14 protein-coding genes are annotated in these 21,932 nt (G+C 34.2%); 3 read left to right on the forward strand and 11 right to left on the reverse strand.

What is annotated here, in order from left to right; genetic code table 11:
* Positions 1-62 precede the first annotated feature (62 nt).
* Positions 63-959: a neutral zinc metallopeptidase gene (locus tag AAC084_RS08480; RefSeq protein ID WP_339839483.1), complete on the forward strand. Its 897-nt coding sequence runs from the start codon at positions 63-65 to the stop codon at positions 957-959.
* A 301-nt stretch (positions 960-1,260) separates the two neighbouring features.
* Here AAC084_RS08480 and AAC084_RS08485 read toward each other — a convergent pair whose 3' ends face one another.
* The 9 genes from AAC084_RS08485 to AAC084_RS08525 all read right to left on the reverse strand — a co-directional run bounded on the left by AAC084_RS08485 (position 1,261) and on the right by AAC084_RS08525 (position 15,532).
* Entirely contained in the window at positions 1,261-2,715 is a 1,455-nt protein-coding gene (locus AAC084_RS08485) for a DASS family sodium-coupled anion symporter (RefSeq protein WP_339839486.1), read from the reverse strand.
* Between the two features lie 82 nt (positions 2,716-2,797).
* Positions 2,798-5,452 carry a hypothetical protein gene (locus AAC084_RS08490; protein ID WP_339839488.1) on the reverse strand — a complete coding sequence of 885 codons (2,655 nt, stop codon included), beginning with the start codon at positions 5,450-5,452 and terminating at the stop codon, positions 2,798-2,800.
* A gap of 17 nt (positions 5,453-5,469) precedes the next feature.
* Positions 5,470-6,315, reverse strand: coding sequence for an ROK family protein (locus tag AAC084_RS08495; protein ID WP_339839490.1), 846 nt, complete (start codon positions 6,313-6,315; stop codon positions 5,470-5,472).
* On the reverse strand, positions 6,312-7,574 hold the full coding sequence (locus tag AAC084_RS08500) for an MFS transporter (protein WP_339839492.1): 1,263 nt from the start codon (positions 7,572-7,574) through the stop codon (positions 6,312-6,314). The genes AAC084_RS08495 and AAC084_RS08500 overlap by 4 nt, the downstream gene beginning before the upstream one ends.
* 37 nt (positions 7,575-7,611) lie before the next feature.
* On the reverse strand, positions 7,612-8,499 hold the full coding sequence (locus AAC084_RS08505) for a PIG-L family deacetylase (RefSeq protein ID WP_339839494.1): 888 nt from the start codon (positions 8,497-8,499) through the stop codon (positions 7,612-7,614).
* Positions 8,500-8,674: 175 nt separating this feature from the next.
* Complete coding sequence (locus AAC084_RS08510) at positions 8,675-10,054, reverse strand: RagB/SusD family nutrient uptake outer membrane protein (RefSeq protein WP_339839497.1); 1,380 nt, start codon at positions 10,052-10,054, stop codon at positions 8,675-8,677.
* 16 nt (positions 10,055-10,070) lie between these two features.
* Complete coding sequence (locus tag AAC084_RS08515) at positions 10,071-13,526, reverse strand: TonB-dependent receptor (RefSeq protein WP_339839500.1); 3,456 nt, start codon at positions 13,524-13,526, stop codon at positions 10,071-10,073.
* A 142-nt stretch (positions 13,527-13,668) separates the two neighbouring features.
* Positions 13,669-14,832: a FecR domain-containing protein gene (locus AAC084_RS08520; protein ID WP_339839502.1), complete on the reverse strand. Its 1,164-nt coding sequence runs from the start codon at positions 14,830-14,832 to the stop codon at positions 13,669-13,671.
* Between the two features lie 145 nt (positions 14,833-14,977).
* Positions 14,978-15,532: an RNA polymerase sigma-70 factor gene (locus AAC084_RS08525; RefSeq protein ID WP_339839505.1), complete on the reverse strand. Its 555-nt coding sequence runs from the start codon at positions 15,530-15,532 to the stop codon at positions 14,978-14,980.
* Positions 15,533-16,542: 1,010 nt separating this feature from the next.
* On the opposite strand from AAC084_RS08525, the gene AAC084_RS08530 reads away from it, so the two are divergent.
* Both AAC084_RS08530 and AAC084_RS08535 read left to right on the forward strand, forming a co-directional pair.
* Positions 16,543-17,790, forward strand: a complete 1,248-nt coding sequence (locus AAC084_RS08530) for an NADH:flavin oxidoreductase/NADH oxidase family protein (protein WP_339839508.1) — start codon at positions 16,543-16,545, stop codon at positions 17,788-17,790.
* 40 nt (positions 17,791-17,830) lie between these two features.
* Positions 17,831-18,289, forward strand: a complete 459-nt coding sequence (locus AAC084_RS08535) for a lipocalin-like domain-containing protein (RefSeq protein ID WP_339839760.1) — start codon at positions 17,831-17,833, stop codon at positions 18,287-18,289.
* Positions 18,290-18,540: 251 nt separating this feature from the next.
* Here the strand turns inward: AAC084_RS08535 and AAC084_RS08540 are convergent, their stop codons facing one another.
* A complete protein-coding gene (locus AAC084_RS08540) occupies positions 18,541-19,227 on the reverse strand; it encodes a DUF1080 domain-containing protein (RefSeq protein ID WP_339839511.1) in 687 nt (228 codons plus the stop codon).
* Positions 19,224-21,830 carry a c-type cytochrome gene (locus AAC084_RS08545; RefSeq protein ID WP_339839513.1) on the reverse strand — a complete coding sequence of 869 codons (2,607 nt, stop codon included), beginning with the start codon at positions 21,828-21,830 and terminating at the stop codon, positions 19,224-19,226. The genes AAC084_RS08540 and AAC084_RS08545 overlap by 4 nt, the downstream gene beginning before the upstream one ends.
* Positions 21,831-21,932: the final 102 nt, after the last annotated feature.

Below are 21,932 nucleotides of genomic sequence, written 5' to 3' on the forward strand. Positions count from 1 at the left end.
AGAGCATAAAACAAAATTAAGATCTATTATTGTTTAACTTATTTATCAAATAAATTGTTAGTATGAAATGGCAAGGTAGGCGTCAAAGTTCAAATGTCGATGACCAAAGAGGTCAGTCAAGTTCAAGAAAAGGTATCGGAGGTTTTAATCCCATGTTACTTGGTCCATTAATTAAAATTCTTTTTTCAAAAACAGGATTGATTATCGTAGGGCTATTTCTTCTGTTTTCGTTTGTAACCGGTAACAATCCGTTGAGTTTCCTTGGTGATTTTATTGGGGGCGACAGTCAATCCATTTCTACCGAGTCTTATCAAGGTACAGAAAAAGAGAATCAGGAAGCCGAATTTAGTGCAACTATATTGGCAAGTACAGAAGATGTATGGAATAATATCTTGGATGATTACCGTGAACCTACCTTGGTTCTTTTTACAGGCTATGTGACATCTGCCTGCGGTTCTGCCTCTAGTGCCACAGGGCCATTTTATTGTCCTGGTGATGAAAAATTATATCTAGATTTAAGTTTTTTCGAAGATATGGAACGGCAAATGAATGCTCCCGGCGACTTTGCACAGGCCTATGTCATAGCACATGAAGTTGGTCATCATGTTCAAAAACTAATGGGAATAACTACTAAAGTAGATAAGCTAAGAGGACAATTAAGTGAAAAAGAATTCAATAAATACTCCGTACGATTAGAGTTACAGGCCGATTTCTTTGCTGGGGTTTGGGCAAATCGTTCTCAAAGTATGACGCAAATGATGGAGAAAGGTGATCTTGAAGAAGCATTGAATGCCGCCAATGCTATTGGCGATGATCGATTGCAGCGACAGTCAACGGGAAAGGTTGTGCCTGACTCATTTACTCATGGTACATCAGAACAACGCATTAGATGGTTTAAGAAGGGGTTTGAAACTGGGGATATTTCGCAAGGAGATACTTTTAATGCAACATCCCTTTAATCAAGGTTTATTCATTAACTAGATATTAGATTTAGAATAGGTACATTTAAATGAACCTATAAATTGGATGACTCAGAAACCCATATTAACACCAATTACTACCCTAGCCTACCCAAATTCATTTACATTCAAACACCTCAAAATCAATACCTTAGTGCTTATTAAATGATAAATAGGTAACAGTCTACCCTAGCCTACCATATTATCTACCACAATACCTACCCTAAACTATAAGCCGAGAAAACATTTCCTTAATTATTGCCTATCCTAATCTCAACCCATGCTTATTTCAAGCACATTATTAATTAAAAGAAACTCCGTCTAAATCCCAAAGTACAGGCAGAAAAAAGTATATGATTGAACTTATGATTATAATTGAAATCATATTCATCAAAAAACCTGAACGCATCATATCAGGTATTCGAAGATATCCTGAACCAAATACCACGGCATTGGGAGGGGTTGCAACCGGTAGCATAAAAGCACAAGAAGCAGCGGTTGTACAAGCCACCAACAATAGGAAAGGATTTACATCTAATGTTAATGCCAGTGGTGCCATTACAGGAAGCATCATTGCCGTTGTTGCCAAATTAGACGTTACCTCAGTTAAGAAATTAATACAGGTAATAATTAACAATAACAAAATAAACAATGGCAGACCTTCAAAAAACATCATTTTAGAACCCAAGAAAATAGCAAGTCCGGTTTCTTCAAAGCCCTTTGCAATTGCCATTCCTCCACCAAATAAAAGTATAATTCCCCAAGGTATGCGAACAGCTTCACCCCATACCAGTAAAGACCTGTTTTTCGAAACCGCCGGTATCATAAAGAGCACGATTGCCGAGCCGATTGCTATAATAGTATCATCCATGTTCGGTACAAAACGTTGCAATAGAAAAGAACGGGTTATCCAACAGAATGCGGTAAGAACAAATACCGCCAATACCCTTCTCTCTTCCACCTTCATAGGACCGAGTTCTATAATTAATCTATTAATTTCTTCTTTACCACCAGGAAAAGTTTTTTCCTTTTGCGGATAAGCAAATCTGGTGAGGTAGTACCACGATATTATCAGCAATAATATAGCTACAGGCATACCGAATTGCATCCATTGCCAGAAACTAATATCAATACCATATGTTTTTTGAACAAAACCAGCGAAAACCAAATTAGGGGGCGTTCCTATCAATGTTGCCATTCCTCCGATTGATGCCGAATATGCAATTGAAAGCATTAATAATTTACTGAACGTTTCTTTTTCAGACCTTTTTGTTGAATGATTTTCTTGAAATTGTTTGATTATTGAAATTGCCATAGGTAAGACCATTACAGTTGTTGCAGTATTAGATATCCACATAGAAAGAAAGGCTGTGGCTACCATAAAGCCCAAGACAATGGTATAAATATTAGTGCCTATGGTTTTAATAATGTAGAGTGCTATTCTTTTATGTAAACCCCATTTTTCAATTGCCATGGCCAACATGAACCCACCCATATATAGAAAGACATATTTATGGCCATAACTGGCGGTAGTCTCCCCTAAGCTAATTGTATCTAATAATGGAAATAGGACTATAGGAAGTAATGCCGTAACGGAAATGGGTAAAACTTCTAAAACCCACCATATGGCTATCCATACCGTTGCGGCTAGAATATCTCGACCTTGATCGGATAACCCATCACCTTCAAAATAAAAGTGTATGAAGAAGAATAATAACGGACCTAGAATAAGGCCTATTCTTTTAGTTGTAGTCATGAACAGGTTCTATACTATTAATAAAAAAAAAGAAAGGAACAGCTGGTTTTATCCCAGTCTGCTCCTTTAAAACCACTATTTATTAATTAATATTTTCCTCATCCATAACATACAATAAATATGGAATGTTATAAGCATGTGTCCAACCAAAAACCCTTAGACCCTGGTTAGTCTGCCAATTGGTAAATTTACCTTTACTGTTTGGAAGGTTAGATATTTCTAGGAGGTCTTCACTGTACTCTTTTGAATTATCATATTCTTCAGGCGATTTTTTCAATTCACCGATTTTAAGAAATTCAGCACGGGACATGGCTTCATCTAGATATCCTTTTTCCCCGCTAAATTCATATCCAAGAACAAGTGGATATATAGTGGCTAAATATGATTCCATTTCATGGTTTAACGGAGGAACATCTCTAACCCATCTAGCATGTTCTAATAATGCCTTTCTAACCTTTTGATCACCTGTTATTTGTTGATATTTATATAAACCTTGCGCTACATAGGTTTGACTATAGCCATATCTATCTAAAAGTAAATTACCTCCTTGTCTTTCTTGAAATTCTAACATTAAACTTACTCTTTCATCTAACTCTTTCTTATACTTATCAAGCTTGGTGGCATCATATAGTTCAACAAGGTTAAGCACTGATAAATACAATCTTCGACCTCTTAAATCATGCTCTCCCCAAATTCTGTTTAAATACGTATCACCCGTCATTTTAGCAACTTCAAGTGCTCTATGGTCAGCAGAAATATAGTATGATGCGATCCAACCTTGAATCCAAACATGTGCACTCAATAATGCGTACCAATGTTCATTGGCATGTCTTCTTCCTATTCCTAAATAAGGTGTTGACTCAGGTTCCTCTTTATAATTCCAAAAATCTATTGCATCGTTAATTTCACCATAGTATGTTCTCTTTTTAGGCCAATGAATATTATCTACATCCATGGTATGTCTACTCATAGCTTGAGCCATGTTAAAATATTTTGGGTCTCCGGTACGCATAAAATTTGTCCAAAGCATAAAATCCACGGTAGGCTCATTATTTGTCCATTGAACCCAACGGTCATTAAAATAGTAACTCTTTCCATCTCCATAATTGAACATACCGTACCAAGGTTCATGTTCTTGGTTGTAACCCCACCATTGATATCTGTATTGTAATGCATTTTCAAATTCAGGATATTTTGTAGACATTGGCGCCATATTACCATACACCTTAGAATCGGTATACCATTTTGGTGCAGCATGAGCTACGGGACTATCTAAAACATAGTCCATTTTTTTACTTACTTCTTCTGTAGCAACATTGTCATGAAAATAGTAGATGAATTCCGTGGTCTTTGTAATACCTTGAGCAAAGTTGCCCAACATACCACCATCAGGTTCGGTATTATGCCTAGCAAAATTCATTGGTCCATTTTCAAGAGGCCAAATACTTCCTGTTAGCGATTTTGTTACTGGATCCACTTTAACACCTTTAGGATATTCCTTTAAGAAATTCTTAATGCCTACACCTACACCTCTTTTAGTATCGGCGATATTTACCCATCCTTTAGCTCTTTGAGATTTCGCAATGTTTTCATCTCCATTAGTAATAGTAGCCTCAAATTGAAAATCTTTCTTTATTTCCTCATTCCCATCTTTTTTGAACCCATTAATATAGAGACTTCTTAAACTTGTACTTTTAGCTCTTTCCGGACCTTGTTGCAAAAGTTGTACAACATTCTTATTATTTGATTTGATTTCTTGTGTACTAACCTTAGCATCATCATCTTGCCAGCTACCTTCGGTCATAGGAATAGAAATATTGACATCATCATTTAAATGATATTTTAACTGAATTCCGCTTGCAGCTATTTCATCATTTGGCTGAGTCCATCCAATATCTTCAACTGTGTTCTCTGGAAGAATATTTTCATTCTGAGTGGCAATATTATAATGTTCACCTTCAACAATTTTATGCTTATCAGGCACACCGGTATAGGTTAACGTATGTAGCACTTTTACATAACTTTTACCCGCATACACATGCAACCACATAGTAAAAGGAGAAATATTATTATCTTTTCGATTATACGTATAGGTGCCTTCAATTCTAAAAATGTTGTGCATAGGACCCGACCCTTTTTCTCTAAAAACTTCATGAATAATTGCTTTTGACTTATCTATCCCTGCATCATCTAAAATATCTAAAAACGAACCTCTATTCTCCCCTTGAGATGAGCCGATAAGTTCACCTTCTTCAAATTCACCATTAGCATTAGAATCTAAAAAAACCTCATCTAGAAAACCATTTCCCATTTTATGTATGGCAAAGGAAAGCGGACCGGTATTTACTTCTATCCCACCTTGTGGCCTCATATTATTGGTTGAAACAATTTTCTCTTTGGAAATAATTGGAACAATGGCATCACCATATTCTAACGTATATTCAGTTCCTTCTTCCGAAAAGAAGAAAACCCAAGCCCATTTTACACTATCGTCTAATGGTCCCCAATTGGAAACTTCTGTCGTCTGGCATGGAATTTCAACCCCGTCAGAAGTCAGCAAACGTAAATGGTCTACAGATTTAAGTTCCCCTTTTGGAAAAGGAATACCTAAGGTAACAGGAGCACCGACCTTATTATTCTCAACGGTAATATTGATTTCTTTACCAATACCAACTTCTTTTTCAGAACAAGAATTCAGTAAAAAAACTGCAATCAATGTGGTTATTATTATTCTCATTTATATGTTTATTTTAATTACAGACAAAGCGCGGCAGCCCCAAGTATGGGTGAATCGACTAAATCTGAGGTTTGAATTTTTAAATTTTCTATCTGTTTTTGATAAGCAAAAGATTCTAGACCGGTTTTTAGTGATTTTTCAAAAAATTGAAACGAATTACTAATAGAACCACCAAGAATTATAGCTTCTGGTGCATACATGTAAAGAATTATCTTAATAGCTTCTGCTAAATGAATACCATAATCATTGAAAGCCAATAATGCTTTTTCATCTCCTTCCAAAGCTTTATTATAAAGTGACAATGCCGAACTTTTATATTCCCTTTCAAAAAAGAAGCTACCGGTATACTCTTCAAGAATACCATCTAAATAAGGTACCATCCCTATTTCACCTGCACCACAGAGTACTCCGTTATATAATTTATCATTAATAATTATTCCCATGCCCATGCCCGTACCTAATGAGAGTGCAATACAGTTTTTAAATTCTTGAGCTTTTCCAAATCTCTTTTCCCCAATGGCAAAACAATTTGCATCATTATTTATGTAAACAGGAACATTAAATTTCTCCTCCACTAAATCTTTTAAGGCAATCTGTGTCCAAGAAGGAATGTTTTGAACATCGTATACCGTACCTGATTCTATGTCAACCACAGCGGGTACACCTATACCAATTGCTTTTACAGAATCCGTCATAAAACCCTTCAATCCTTTATAAAGATTATCTAGCGTAACTTGTTCAAGATCATCACGATTTACTCGAATTTTACACTTCTGTACAACGACACCGTTAACCACTTTTCCAATTTTAATATTGGTGCCGCCAATGTCTACCCCTAATAGTTCTTCTTGCATCATGCTCATTTATCTTTCTTTATACTAATGGTTTTGTTATTGACCAATGGCTTGGCCCAAAAACCTATTGACAGAATAAAAGCAAGGGGGATAATTAAAAAGAACATACCAGACTTAAGTGTCATCATTTCTCCTAATCCACCAACAATAAATGGAATTACTGCGCCACCTGCTATACCAGTACATAAAATACCAGACAGTGAACCGTGATGTTCCTTAACAGAATTAAGCGCAAGAGAAAAAATAACTGAATACATGACTGAAATAAAGAAACCGATTAATGGAAACCCAATTAAGGCCATTTCTTTAGAACCAGTTAAAGAAAGAATTAAAGCCAGAATGGTAATACTAGTAGCCGCTATTAAAATTTTACGACTATCAAAGAATTTTAAAAGTAATAAGCCAAGTAAACAGCCTACCGTAAGCATTGCCCAAAAATAGGATACTGTATCGGCTCCTATCGTTTGTGGGTTAAGACCATGATATTGGTACAAGAATTGTGAAATCCAATTACCAACACCCTGCTCTGCACCTACGTAACAGAATATTCCAAGAAAATATAAAATAGTCCATTTATTCTTTAACAAGTCAAAGTACGAACTCTTATCACCAGTTTTTTCATCTTCATTTTTATGGAATTTTGGATATTTATTAAAGAAAACATAGATGAATAACACAAATGCGATTAAAGCAAAGACAATATATAACGAAGCCCAAGGTAAATTAACTGGTACCCAACCACGTAATGTTTCTGCTAATGCATCATTACTGTTACCTTCTGTATTAACCAAATATTTATAGAGATAAGGACTCAGAAAAGATGCCGCACCAAAAACCAATTGTGCGAGTACAGAGTTAAAAGCAAAATGCTCCTCACCACCGGCAACCCTTAACATAGGGTTTATAATAACCTGTAAAACAGCCATACAACACCCTAATGTAAATAGTGTTACACTAAACACCCCATAACTAGGGAAAATGGCAAAACCCAAAGAGGCAAGCCCCATCACCAAAAATGACACTGACAATAATGCTTTTTCACTATACTTTTCTGATAAGAACCCTGCTGGTATTGACATGATTCCATAGGCAATAAAAAAAGTAAAAGGTAAAAAACCAGTAGAGGTAAGACTTAAATCAAAACTATCTTTTACATCTACTATTATTGAATTTAAAATATTAGTAATAAATGATATTACAAAGAACACCAGCATTACTAATCCTATTATGTGATAATATCTTTTGGTGGTAGGCTTACTATTCTCCATGGACGGTTGGTTGGTTATACTTTTTATTAGTTAGCTTTTATTTACTCCCTAACATTGGAAACATTTCTTTGATTTCTGCATCAGTTGGTTGTTTACCATATTCACAGATTTCAAAAAATTCAACTTGCTTAACTTTAGAAACATCAACATTCGGATACCATTTTTTTACTGTTTCTAAAGTGGCAGCATCAGGTTTTCTATTCATCCACTTATCTTTCAACCAAGCTAAACGCTCTTTTTCTCCAGTAGGAATCGTTGACAAATCAGTTCCATTTGTCCAAGGAAGCCATTCGAACATTTGAGATTCATGTGCTGCTAATCCCTTAACTTTAGTATCAATAACATCATCAATGATTACCGCAATATCTTTTTGAAAAGGATAAGGTTTCTTAAAATGATCGCTCATATATAAAAAGACTGGATTCTTTTGTAATGGAGGAGTATCTGGAGCAACATTTGGTACAATATTCATATAGGCGGCATCTTGCACAACCGAACCTGCATTTCTATGATCAGGATGATAGTCATTTGGTCTTAACCCTAAAACGATATCTGCATCCCAATTTCTAATTCTTCTAATTACTTCTAATCTTACATTTAAAGTTGGAAATAATTCACCGTCATGATTATCCAAAACCTCATATTCGGCAATGCCCAAAGCTTTTGCTGCATCTTTTGCCTCTTGGCGACGTATTTTAGCCAAAGGGCCACCGCCCTTACTTTGATGGCCAGCATCTCCATTAGTAAGTGCTAAAAACTTCACATTATGTCCCATTTTAGCAAATAGCGCAGCAGTACCACCAAATTTGGAATCACAATCATCAGGGTGCGCTCCAATAGCTAAAATATTTAATACTTTTTTCTCTTGTGCTTGAGCTGTCATAAAGACAAGACTTAAGCAGATAATGGATACTAATTTTCTCATTGTGTTTTTATTTAAAATTTCACATTAATCGCCCTGTTCAACTTATATTGAAGCTAAATGGATGCATTTAAAAAGCTTTTAATTAGTGTTAGATATTATTTGATACCCACAGCGTACAAGTAGGATTTTCTATGGTATTGGGCAGCTTCAAATAAACTAACAATTTTTCCTTCTTCTAATTCTGATTAAAATTTGGATTAATATCTATTTCTCTTTGAGGAATAAAGAAAAACTCACGAGTGCCTGTTATGAATGGTTCGGCCTCTTGTATTTTACTATCCAATCCAAATCTTTTTAAGTCTGGCCATCTATGATTCTCAAAGGCTAATTCCAATCTTCTCTCATTTAGTAATTTCTCACTAAAAGTACCCGGCGTACTTGCGTCGATGTCATCTAGACCAGCTCTTTCTCTAACTTCATTAATAAGATCATAACTTTCACTAGTTTCACCTAATGCTTCAGCTAACATTAATAGTACATCAGCATATCTAAAGACTACAAAATTTATATCTGAATCATTTTCTATAGCAGGATCAGACCAATATTTTTTAACATATCGAGACTCAATAGTTTCTCCTTCCAAATTAACATATGTGTCTCCCATTGATGGGGCATATCTTAAATCACCTGCTTCAAAAGCTTCCATTAAAGAAATGGTCGGTCTATTTCTTCCAAAACCTGACCCTGTTTGCAAATCGGTACTTGGAGAAAAATCATTTGTAAAAAGACTTCCTTGACCTATACCACCACTAATATATTGAACTTCGAAAATCGACTCTGCGTTATTTTCATTAGTTACACCCCATAAATCTGCATAATCATCAAGTAGCTCATACCCATAATCTGAAACTATACGACGTAAAACTGTAGCAGCTGCCGTGTTATCTCCAGTAGTAAGCAATACTTTTGCTAATAATGTAGCCGCTGCACCTTTTGTAATCCTGCCTAAATCACTACCAGAATAAGCAACTGGTAAACCCGCTTCTGCATCTGTTAAATCTAATATCAATTGATTTAAAACAGTAGCCTGATCGACTTGCGAAAGCTCATCACCCGAAACAAACGGAGTTAATTGTAAAGGAATGTTACCATAAGCGATTGCTAAATGATAAAACATTAGAGACCTAATAAATAATGCCTCACCGGATATTCTGCTCTTAAGACTAGCATCCATTTCGACATCATCAATACGGGCAAGTATGACATTACAATTGGAAATAACCTTGTACGACTCACTCCAAACTGAAGAAACCTGCTCATTCAATGCATCTTCGGTAAAAGAATTAATTTCGGTGTATTGTCGTGCTAAACCAGTTGCATCTGGCCCTTGGTCTGTGTTATCACTTCTCATTTCAAACATAGTCCAAAATCCTCGACCATATATACCTGTACTTTGTAAGCCAGAATAGCTAGCATTTATAGCAACTTCAAAATCAGCTGAAGTTTTATAAAAGTCCGCCTCATTACGATTAGAAATTGGCGCGAGATCTGTGAAATCATCACTACATGCGTTAAAACAAGCAGTGAAAAATATTAAATATAGAATTCGTTTCATTTTTTTCGTTTTTAGGTTAGAACTTTAAGTTAATTCCCATGGTAAAGGACTTGGTTAATGGAAAGGCACCATAATCTTCTCCTGGTGTTAAACTGTTAGTAGTTATACTACTAACTTCAGGGTTATATCCAAGATAATCTGTCACCGTAAAAAGATTTGTTCCTGTAACATAGAATCTAAGTCTATCAATTGAGCCTCCAAAAAGATTCTCTATTGGCAAAGTATATCCTAATGTTACATTTCTTAAACGTACATAAGATCCGTCTTCAACTTGAAAAGAAGATGGTCTACTATTGTTTCCATGGTTTCCAGATTCTCTATCTGCTCTTGGCATATATCCATTTCCTGGATCAGCAGCTGACTTCCATCTCTCATTAAAAATGGCATATGAATTAAAATTAGCTTCACCATTTTTTAAGTGTCTCGATGTTAAGTTTAATATTTCATTGCCTTCAACGCCTTGTATCAAAAAACTAAAGTCAATATTTTTATAACCAAAACTGTTATTGACACCCCAAGTGAAATCTGGGAAGTAACTACCTGTAACAGTTCTATCATCTGGGGTAATTTCCCCATCACCATCAATATCTTTAAACTTAATATCACCAAGTCCTGCATTCGGCGCTTGAGTATCTACAGGTGCATTATCGATATCTGCTTGAGTTTGATAAATTCCATCAGTCACATATCCATAGTAACTACCGATTGGATCACCTACTCTAGTTACATGTCTTACACCAGCACTACCTGAAGAATAAATTGGTTCATTACCCTCATTTAGAGAAATTACTTCATTCTTATTCGTAGAGAAGTTAATATCTGTATCCCAAGTGAAGTCTCCAACAAAATTTTTAGTTCGTAAAGCTAATTCAAACCCTTTGTTCTCTACTTCACCAAGGTTTCTTAAAGTTGTTTCAAAACCTGAAACAGAAGAAATTGCAACATTCAGTAGTAAGTCTCTAGTTGTAGAGGCGTAATAATCTGCTAAGACGAAAACTCTGTTATCAAACAGCCCAACTTCCAAACCTACATCTACTTGCTCAGATTTTTCCCAAGTTAAATTCGGATTAGGTATTGTGGCCTGAACTAGTCCATTAATTTCATTTCCTGCTAAATTATAGTTCTGTGGAGATAATAAACCAACGGCACCATAGTTTGGAATTTCAAAGTTTCCTGTTTGTCCCCAACTTGCTCTAATTTTCAATTCTGAAATTAATTCAGATTCAGCTAAAAAATTCTCTTGACTTAATCTCCATCCTGCTGAAAAGGAAGGAAAATAACCAGTCTGGTTATTCTTACCAAATCTTGAAGATTTGTCTGATCGAAATGTTCCCGTAAATAAATATCTGTCTTTATAACTATAGTTAACTCTTAAAAGAGATGACAATAATGACCATTGCTCTTTTACCGAAGTACCGCCAAACACTTGTCCGCCACTAATTGTCGGCACTAAATCATCTGGATAATTATTGGCTAGAACTTGTTTTAACGTCAAATTATCTTTTTGCGCAGTATATCCAAGAACAGCATCTAAATCATGATCACCAAATTCTTTTTTCCAACTCAAAGTATTTTCCCAAAGCCAGTTTGTTTCCGTTGATGAAGAAGCTTGACCATATGGATTTCCATCTGCTGAATCTCTATACAACAACGTATTTGACCTATAAAAATCTTGATTATACAAGTTAATGTATACACCACCTAAAGTTTTGAAACTTAAACCTGGTAAAATATCATAAGTCAAACTTAAGGTTCCTCTATTCTGAAATTGAAACAACTGATCATCAACAGCTTGAATAATAGCCAAAGGATTACTAGCTGTTGTTGTACCTCCTCCCAAATAAGATTGATTATTCAACTGATTTATTGTTCCATCTGTATTATATGGACTCACGGTTGGTGAATGAACAATAGCAGAATAAACAATACCTGGAGGGGTTGCAAAGTATGGTGAAGATGCTGGCACTCTTTGGTTTTCAGTTACCGTAGGAGCCAATCTTAAATCTAAATTCAATTTCTCAGACAACTGGGAATTAAGATTTAATAAAACAGAATACCTTTCAAATTTTGATTTATCGATAACGCCTGTTTGTGAAAAATACCCTGTGGATGCATAAAAGCTAGTTTTATTTCTAACCGGTGATGCATAGGAAAAATTATAACTCTGAACAATCCCGGTTTTAAAGACTAAATCTTGCCAATCTGTATCTGTACCATCCCAATTAACAAAGGACTCAGGCAATTCATAGTTTGCATTACCTCGATCACCAGGTGCAATTGGGTCATTTATCGACGCCCCTGGTACAGATGCTAAATAATTATTATTTCTAGCATCAGTCGTGTAATCGATAAGTTCACTTGCATTCATAAGATCTAACTTATTGGCTACTGACTGCATACTTGCATATGTGTCAAAAGAATAAACACCTTCATCTGAATTAGAACCTTTTTTCGTAGTAATTAATAATACTCCGTTACCACCTCTTGAACCGTAAATTGCAGCTGCACTTGCATCTTTTAAAACCTGTATAGATTCTATATCATTTGGATTCAATGTAGCCAAAGGATTAATTGTAGGAGGTTGAAAAGAAGCTCTACGATTAGCAACGCCACCTAATTGGCTTGAAGAAGTTAAGTTTCTTGTAATTGGTATTCCATCAACAACAAATAATGGATCATTGCCCGCAGAAATTGAACCAGAACCTCTAATTCTAATATTTGGTGCAGCTCCCGGTTCCCCAGAAACTTCTTGAACTTGCACCCCTGCAACCTGCCCAATAAGAGCTCCTTCTGCTGTTAATGAAGGTACTTTAACAATTGTTTCTGTATCTATTGAAACAACCGAACCTGTTACTTTTGTTTTTGCCAATGTACCGTACCCAACTACAATAACCTCTTCTAAGGCCGCAGCGTCAGGCTCCAAACTTATAGTAATAGATTCTTTATTTAAAACATTCACTTCTTTTGAACGATATCCTAAATAAGACACTTCAATTACTGAAATACCTAATGGCAAAATAATTTCAAAATTACCATCAAAGTCTGTTGTTGTACCTACTGTAGTTCCTTTAGCTATAACTGTTGCACCTGGTAATGGTATTCCACCTTCATCCAAAACTTTACCATTAAGACTTGTTTGGAAGTTAGAAATCTCAACACTCTTTTCTGGAATTTTACCACTATAAACGGTCTCTCCTTTTCTTTTAACAACAATTTGACTAGAAAGTATTTCATAGTCTAAATCTGTTCCTTTGAAAACTTCGTCAAGTAATTCTTCTATATGAAGATTAGTTTTTGAAACAGTTACTTTACGATTTAAATCTACCTCAGTAGCTTCATAAAAAAATTTATGTCCTGTTGAATTGGTAATTGACTCAAAAATTTCACCTAAATTTTTATTTTTAAAATTACTCGCTACAGTATCTTCTTGAGTGCAAGCGCTTGCATTTGCGTAACTAAAAAATAACGACATACATAGGAGGCAGATTAAACTCCTCCGAGCCTTGCCGACTTTAGTATAAATGGTTTTCTTTTTTCTCATAATTCATTCGGTCTAGTTAGTTTTAATTAGTTTCTTTTTACTTTAGAATGGATTCAAATCATAGGCTATTCTGTTATTTAATAGTTATTGTTTTTCCTTTTTTTATGTATTTAAAATTTGTGTGAGTTTGAATTGTCTTTAAAATAGATTCAATACTCTCCGTATCGAATGCGCCCGTAAATTGACGCTCTTCTAACGTATTGTTTTCATTAATAATTTGCACATCAAATTGACGCTCTAATTTTTTTATTATTTGTGACATATTCTCATTTTGAAAAGACATGACCCCCGCTACCCATGATACATATGGAGTAACATCGACATCTTCTACAATAAATGAGTTACTGATTTTTTTAGAATTTGTGATTTTTTGTGAAGGTTTGAGCATCGTTAAGTTTTTCTCTTTAAATCTGAGCTTATCTCCTACCCCAACAGAACCTTCAACCAAAACCACTTCTATGTCATCGTCATCTTCATATGACGAAATGTTGAAAACTGTTCCATAAACTTGGGTAAACGTTTCTTCAGTCTGAACCACAAATGGTTTCAACGGATTCTTGGTAATTTCAAAAAAGGCTTCTCCTTTAAGTTCAACCTGCCTTATACTTAAATCTGCAAAGGTGGAAGGGTAAGATAATTCTGATCCTGCATTTAATTTTACAACTGAACCATCATCAAGCGTAACTGATAATGTTTTTCCGTAGGGAACTTTTAATATATTATTGATTGCGTTGGAAGCATTATTAATTAATCCATTTTGCTCTAAAACCCCATTTTTCAATTGAATGCTAGCTAATCCATTACCAACCTTTATTATAGTATCCTTGTTTTGATCTAGATTAATAATCTTTCCATTATTTAATTGAAGAGTGATTTCATTGTAATTCAAATTTGATTGAATTACTTCCGTAGAACTGTTATTTAATATATAATAGGTACTACAGGCTATTAGTACAATTATAGCAGCAGCATATTTCAAAATACTTTTACCTACATTCAAAGGAATGATTTTGGTTTCTTTCTTAACCTTAATACTTTTCAAAAATTCTTGAAAAGCCTCTTTTGAATCCCAAGATTCTTTTTTATACCTGACCAAATAATCGGCCTGAACCAATTTTTTGAAAGTATCTTTATTACCGTCTTTTTTTACCCATTCAAATAGAATGGCTATTTCTTCCTTAGTAGCTTCTTCCCTAAGGTATCTGGTAATAATAGTTTTTATATCGAGCTTGGTCATTTAAAAAAATTAAGTGTCTTTTTACTAGAGACGCACCTATTTTTAAATACCCTTACTCAAAATCTAATTTTTTAACATTATTATTATACGAAGTATATATTTACTTCTATTTACGTGAAGAAAAGTCAATATTAATTATACTGAATTATAGAAAAACAGTCAATTGAGTGCGTAATCTTTTTAATGCTTTAGACATATGTACTTCAACTGTTTTAATTGAAATATGTAGTCGTTCAGAAATTTCTCGATACTTCAAACCTTCTCTCTTGCTTAGAATAAATACTTTTTTACACTGATCAGGTAAATTTTCAATTTCAGCTTCTACCAATTTTAACTTAATTTCAAATTGATTGGTGTCAATGTCAACTACATCTGAATAGGCCTCTTCCTTAAGATTCTCTAAAAGTTTATACTTTTTCTTCTCCTTACGTTTTGAATCAATAAATAGATGATAAGCCATTTTAAAAAAATAGGCTTTTAAAGCATTATCCTGAATAGATAATGATTCTCGTTTGTCCCAAAGTTTAACAAAAGTTTGTTGAGCAATTTCTTCTGCCAGCTCAGAATCACCAGAAATAGTTAGAAGATAATTGCAAAGATCTTTATAATAATTTTTGAAAAAATAACCATAAGCAACTTCAGACCCCTTCTTTAGTCCTTCTAAAAGAAATTCCTCATTCATATAGTTGTTATTGTCCATATTGGCATTTTTAAAAATCAGCCTATATAATACAGGTTGATTTAAATTTTACAATAAACAAACTAGCCCAGGTTAGGTAGTATAGTTGGAGTTTTCATCAAATTTCAAGCGAAATACACTTTAAATTCCGCTTAAGTATGATGTATAAACCATCACACTAATAAGACAAGCCACAACCTCAAACTATTAAGTTAAGTACACTTAATAGTTCAAACAGACTTAAAATCAATTCTAAGATGTAAAAAGAAACTATAAACAATGTTATTAAAAATATCTTAATTATTATAATAATTTCATTATAACCTGCATGTTTTAGCTAAATACATAATATTTACACTCAATAATCAATCATAATGTAATTAATACTCCCTGTAATTGTAGATAAAGTTAGAAAGATAACAAAGGATATATTATACGTAATCGTAAACTAGATATTATGTAATCAATAAAAAATTATGTCTATTAATTTTTCCCTTGAAGTACTATCGAAATAGGTAATTACTAATTTGAACTCAATTTTCATCATTAATTTATACACCTCAAAAATTTCACTATTCTTTAGTACATAATTTGTTTAATCAGCTAATTCGTTACACAATACGATTTTATTTAAAAAGACTATATATGGTAAAAGAGAGAGGTTTATTCCCGATAGCTATCGGGATTGTCTAAATCTAAAGTTTCACCCTATATTAACCTTAATTCTCTCTTTTGTTCTTTTTATTAAACCTATAAGTTAATAGAATACTAACTTAGGACACCTATACCTAATGCCGGGTTTAGTTTATAATTCAATGGTTTGCGTATATTTAAAGTGTCCTCAAAATCTTTAGGATTTTACTCTGGTAACTAAAAAATAAAACTCAAAACTTTTGCTAGTTGCATGTTGGAAAGATAAGTGGATCTTCCCTCCCGCACTACCCATAGCTCAGTTCGTTAAGCAGTCGCAAAAAACAGAATGCGTACAATTATAAATTGAATATTATTTAAACACTTTTACAACTAATCTAATGAATGCATTACAGGACGAAATGATTTTACCTAATGGAGTAATTCTAAGTAATAGAATTGCAAAATCAGCAATGAGTGAAAATTTATCAAACAAAAATCATGAGCCAACGCCTACTCTAATAAATGCATATAAAGTATGGTCTAAAAGTGGTGCAGGATTATTGATTACCGGTAACATTATGATTGATTCAAACGCTATTGGTGAGCCAAGAAATGTAGTTGTTGAAAATAGACAAAACCTTAGACAACTTAAAAAATGGGCTAAAAGTGTAGAAGGTACCAATACGCAATTATGGGCTCAGATAAATCATCCGGGAAGGCAAGCCATGGAACTAATTAATAGTAATCTAAAAGCTCCTTCTGCTATACCGTTAAAAACTGCTGGGAGAAAAAATACAACAAAAAAAGTACCTGAGGTATTAAGTGAAAAGGAAATTTTAGAAATTATTGAAGCTTTTGGAAATACGGCCATTATATTAAAAGAAGCTGAATTTTCAGGAATTCAGATTCATGGTGCACACGGATATTTGGTGAGCCAATTTTTATCGCCTTATACAAATGTTAGAGAAGATAGATGGGGAGGATCCCTTGAGAATAGATCCAGATTTGTTGTTGAAGTTTATAGAAAGATTAGAGAATATGTTGGAGCTAGTTTTCCTATTGGAATTAAACTAAACTCAACAGACTTTCAAAAAGGAGGGTTTTCAGAAGAGGAATCAATGGAGGTTGTCAAAATACTTTCAAAGGAAGGAATAGATTTAATTGAAATATCAGGAGGAACTTATGAAGCTCCTACTATGATGGGGAAACGCAAAGAGAGCACCATAAAAAGAGAAGCTTATTTCATCGATTATATTGAAAAAGTGAGGCAAATAACAAATACTCCTTTAATGTTAACAGGAGGGTTTCGTACAACTTCGGTGATGAAAGATGCCGTGACTTCCAATCAATTAGATATTATTGGTATTGCCAGACCTTTTGCAGTGTTTCCTAATATTGGAAATGATATACTTAACGAAAGTCGATTAGATTTTATAACCAACATTAAAAAGACCGGAGTAAAAGCAATTGATGGTATGATGAATATCGTATGGTACGAATCTCAAATAAAACGAATGGGACAAGGAAAAAAGACGAACCCTGAACTAAGTGCATGGTCTGTCTTTTTCAATTATTTATGGCTTATAATAGAGCACAAGCTAAAAAGCAAATCAAAAAAACCAGTGCCTAGCCAAGAATTGAAGTAAATAACAAACAAATTATTCTTTAACCAATCAATACAAACCCATCAATGAACAAGGAAATCAATTTGTTGGACTTTGGTCTTTGCATCAAATGGAATTTAAAAATCCACAAACCAAAAAATGGAGAGAATTCAAAAGTGCAGAAAGAGGTTTCCCTAATGGATTAAAAGGGCATATTTTGTATGATGGCACAAATCATATGTCTGTACATTTAGTCCCAAAAGACTATGAAAATACTGATTTAATGTTTCCTTCAACTATTGATTCCATATCTAATGAGGCAATTCGGCACCTTGCTGTTTCTTATATTTATTTTGCGACGTATACTATAGATGAGAATAAAGAAATAATAGAGCATAAAAGAATATCCCACTCAAATCCCGCAATGTGGAACGAGAGTGTTAAAAGAAAATATTCATTAGTTGGTGATACCTTGGCACTAGAGCCTATTGAGAAAGAATTTGCTGGAACTAGGCTTAGATGGATAAAAGTTTCAAATTAAAAGAGAATCAAACTTAAGACATTTTCAAATTTCGAATGAAAAATTTGCCTTTTCTTCTGAATAAGCGGAAAAATCTTTTACTACCAAATTTTAGCTTATCGAAGTTGATGACTAAACTATAACCTTAAATGTTCAAGATATTACTTTAAGTAATTTTTTAAATCCATTTGATAAAACCCTAAAAGAGCATTAATTATTACAAGTTTGACAGAACTCAATAACAACTTTTTTATAGGGTCTCTAATTATGATTTATAACTTTTTTAATTTTAATTTCTTATAAAACACTTGCATTGAAGGTCCCGCATGAACCTGCAATGCCAACACTCCAGAAGATGCCGATTTCTTAGTTTCATTATCTACAACATCAATAGTCAATTGACCATTGATATAATGTTGTAAATGATTTCCCTTTACAATAATGCGGTAGTCATTCCAATCATCTTGATTTATAACTTCCTGAACCTCTTCAGTGGTTATAAATCGTTCTACTGTTTTCTCTCCATCTTTAGAGATAACTACCTTTTCGCCACGTTGTGCAATAATCCCTCTTCCTTTTTCTTCATATAGAATTCCGGAATATTGATTACCTGCTTCCATATCTGCTTGGTAGCCACCAATAATAAATTTATTTTGATCAATTATTCTAGCTCTATACTGAACACCGCTATTTCCACCTATAATTTTATATTTAAGTGTCAACTCAAAATCTGACACGATCATATCATGAATTAAAAAAGTATTTTGCTCTATAACCAATTCATCGGTTGTTTCTCCTTTAATGCATCCATCTTCTACAGACCAAACTCGGCTATCACCTCGCCAATGGCTAAGATCTTTGCCATTGAATAATTTCTCTGTTTCATTTACCTTCTGACCTACTAAATTGCAACTCGTCACAATTGTCAAAAGCAGCGTATAAATTACTCTAAAATTCATTTTTTCATTTTATTTTGTTTTCCACCTGATAACATGAACGCTATCAAATCTGTGATTTCTTGTTCATTCAATCTATTAGCCAAGCCTGCTGGCATTGGTGAAATTTTAGACAACTCAACTCTTTCCAACCTATCTTTTCTCACTTTTGTTGTAATATCAGAAGCAAAAGCACTTGTACTCACTACAATATTATCATCATCCTCATCAATTTCAATACCTGAAATCACAGAACCGTCTTTCATATGGTAATTTGAATATTGATATCTGTCCCCAATCGTTCCAGATGGATTTATGATGGCTTCCCCGATTGCGCCAACTGTAAATCTTGAACCAATTGTAGTTAATTCGGGTCCTGTACTACCCCCTTCTCCATTCATACTATGACATGAAATACATAGTGAAGCTTTAAACATATTTTTACCATTTTCAAAATCGGCGTCTTTGTAATTCTTTTCATACGCAGACATTAACAACTCTACCGTCCAATTCATACCAGGACCTTCCGGTTGTTTTACATCCTTCATATAATCTGGCCTACGTGCCGCTGCTATTTCAGTTAACTCAGAAAGGTAATCTTGTTCTTTCTCAGGAACATTAGCCAAAGCGGCTTTTTGAATTGCTCTAATAAAATTTAAATACTGTTTACCTCCTGCTTTTTGTAGCGCATCGCCAAACCATTTAAAATAGCGTTCTCTTGCAGAAGTTGACCACCCTTTTTGAAGGTAACTTAAACTTTTTGCATAGCTAATATTGCGTTGATTTGGCATATTTGCCAACATATTCTCAACATCCTTCCCATATTGTTCACTTCTATTAGAAATATCACCAGATAGGTAAATCTCTTTCATACCTTCAGTAGACGTATTCGTCTCCATTTCATGTAATGTCAACTCAACAATTTCTTCTACTTGTAGAAAACTTAGGATCTTACACAATTCTATATTCACCGCCTCAGAACTAGCCAAATAGGCTGGCAAAAATATCTCCTTAATTTTACCTTGCAAGTCGTTTGGCAAGCTTCCTTCCATTCTCAACAAAAGCAAATCGATTGCTCTTATAAAATCTAATTTTTTAGATTCTTCTAAACTTTGCCAATCAATTTCTACTAAAGTATTCAAGGCTTCTACCCTAGCGGCATCATCACCATGACGTGCAATTGCCAAAGCCAAACCAACAGATGCTCCCGAAGAATTATCTTTCTTTATTTCATCTTTCCAATGTGCATAATCTAAATGCTCCAAAGCTACTCTTGCCGAAAATCGAATTGCACGATCTTTATAATCCAAATTCTTCACGATAAACGGAACTTGTTCCGCTGAAGGACTCACGTGTAGCACTTCTAATTCTTTTCTTAGATCCCGTAATTTTTTACCGTCGGAGCGCTCTTTTAACTCCAATATTTCAGATGGTAAATCCCCTTCATAAGTTACGCGGTATAAACCTGATTCTAAACGTCTCCCCCCTGTTAAAAAATAAAAAGCCCCATCATCACCTACTACACCATTAGTTATTGGTAAAGGAACACCAGATATAAATTGTGTTATTTCCGTATCAAACGAACTACCATTAGGAGTTAGCTTTGCATGATACATTGTTCCATAACTCCAATCAAACAAGTACAATCCTTTTTGATAATATGCTGGAAATTTCAATCCCCTACCATCTAAAAGACCTGTTGGTGATCCTTGCCCTAAATTGGCAATACCAGAAAGGTTATCTGGATAAAAATCCTTAAATTTTCCTGTCCCTGTTCTCCATCCAAAATCTGCACCGCTCGTCATATGGTTTAAACGAATTGGTCTGTACCATGGCATTCCTAAATCATACTCCATATCAGAATCAAAACCAAACAATTCATTATCACGATTAAAGGCAATATCATAAGTATTTCTAGTTCCAACTGTTATTAACGTCCATTTTTTGCCTTCAAAATCTGTTTGGGCTACCCAACCACCTGGGGCCTTTCTTGAATTTGCATGCCCACTTGGATCTTTAATTACTGGTAATAAATTATCTTCATCCCATACTTCAGGAACTCGGCCATGAACATCGCTGGGAATATCTGTGTGATTTCCAAAAACCATATACATTGATTGACCATCTGGTGCCAATACAATATTGTGTGGTCCGTGCTCACCATTACCGTTTACAGTCTTTAACGTTTTAACCATATCCAATTCACCATCCCCATTAGAATCAAAGATTTTATACAATCCACTTTGAATCTTATCATCATTTGAATTTACCAAGGCAAATAGTTCATTATTATGATATAATAACCCTTGAGCCAATCCAATATTTACATCTAATTTCTGAACCTCAAGAACATCTTTTTCTCCAGATTTTGTAAGTCTTGATTTATAAATGCTTCCATATTGATCCGATGCATAGAAGTTTCCTTTATCATCTTTTGCAATACTCACCCAAGAGCCTTGTTCATTATCGGTAGGTTCATACAATTTAGAAATAACAAAACCTTTGGGAAGTGTAATATCATCGATTGTGACCTTTTCAATTATAGGTGTTTCATTGTCTGAATCTAGATTGCAAGAATAAATTAGAACACTGGTAATGCCTAGTAATAATAAAGTAATTCTTTTCATAAAATGGTTGGTGGTTAATTAATTTTAATATGCTGTTAAAAAGTCCAAATATAAGCTCTGTTGCATCTGTTAATAATTGTCATCTTGACTGTACTTAAAGAG

This window comes from uncultured Maribacter sp. (genome assembly GCF_963977385.1).
Classification (GTDB): domain Bacteria; phylum Bacteroidota; class Bacteroidia; order Flavobacteriales; family Flavobacteriaceae; genus Maribacter.

Bases quoted from the DNA above. Each gene is read 5' to 3' on its own strand.
- AAC084_RS08485 (WP_339839486.1), bottom strand. From the start codon at position 2,715: ATGACTACAACTAAAAGAATAGGCCTTATTCTAGGTCCGTTATTATTC.
- AAC084_RS08520 (WP_339839502.1), bottom strand. From the start codon at position 14,832: ATGACCAAGCTCGATATAAAAACTATTATTACCAGATACCTTAGGGAA.
- AAC084_RS08495 (WP_339839490.1), bottom strand. From the start codon at position 6,315: ATGAGCATGATGCAAGAAGAACTATTAGGGGTAGACATTGGCGGCACC.
- AAC084_RS08490 (WP_339839488.1), bottom strand. From the start codon at position 5,452: ATGAGAATAATAATAACCACATTGATTGCAGTTTTTTTACTGAATTCT.
- AAC084_RS08545 (WP_339839513.1), bottom strand. From the start codon at position 21,830: ATGAAAAGAATTACTTTATTATTACTAGGCATTACCAGTGTTCTAATT.
- AAC084_RS08540 (WP_339839511.1), bottom strand. From the start codon at position 19,227: ATGAATTTTAGAGTAATTTATACGCTGCTTTTGACAATTGTGACGAGT.
- AAC084_RS08530 (WP_339839508.1), top strand. From the start codon at position 16,543: ATGAATGCATTACAGGACGAAATGATTTTACCTAATGGAGTAATTCTA.
- AAC084_RS08505 (WP_339839494.1), bottom strand. From the start codon at position 8,499: ATGAGAAAATTAGTATCCATTATCTGCTTAAGTCTTGTCTTTATGACA.
- AAC084_RS08515 (WP_339839500.1), bottom strand. From the start codon at position 13,526: ATGTCGTTATTTTTTAGTTACGCAAATGCAAGCGCTTGCACTCAAGAA.
- AAC084_RS08500 (WP_339839492.1), bottom strand. From the start codon at position 7,574: ATGGAGAATAGTAAGCCTACCACCAAAAGATATTATCACATAATAGGA.
- AAC084_RS08480 (WP_339839483.1), top strand. From the start codon at position 63: ATGAAATGGCAAGGTAGGCGTCAAAGTTCAAATGTCGATGACCAAAGA.
- AAC084_RS08510 (WP_339839497.1), bottom strand. From the start codon at position 10,054: ATGAAACGAATTCTATATTTAATATTTTTCACTGCTTGTTTTAACGCA.
- AAC084_RS08525 (WP_339839505.1), bottom strand. From the start codon at position 15,532: ATGGACAATAACAACTATATGAATGAGGAATTTCTTTTAGAAGGACTA.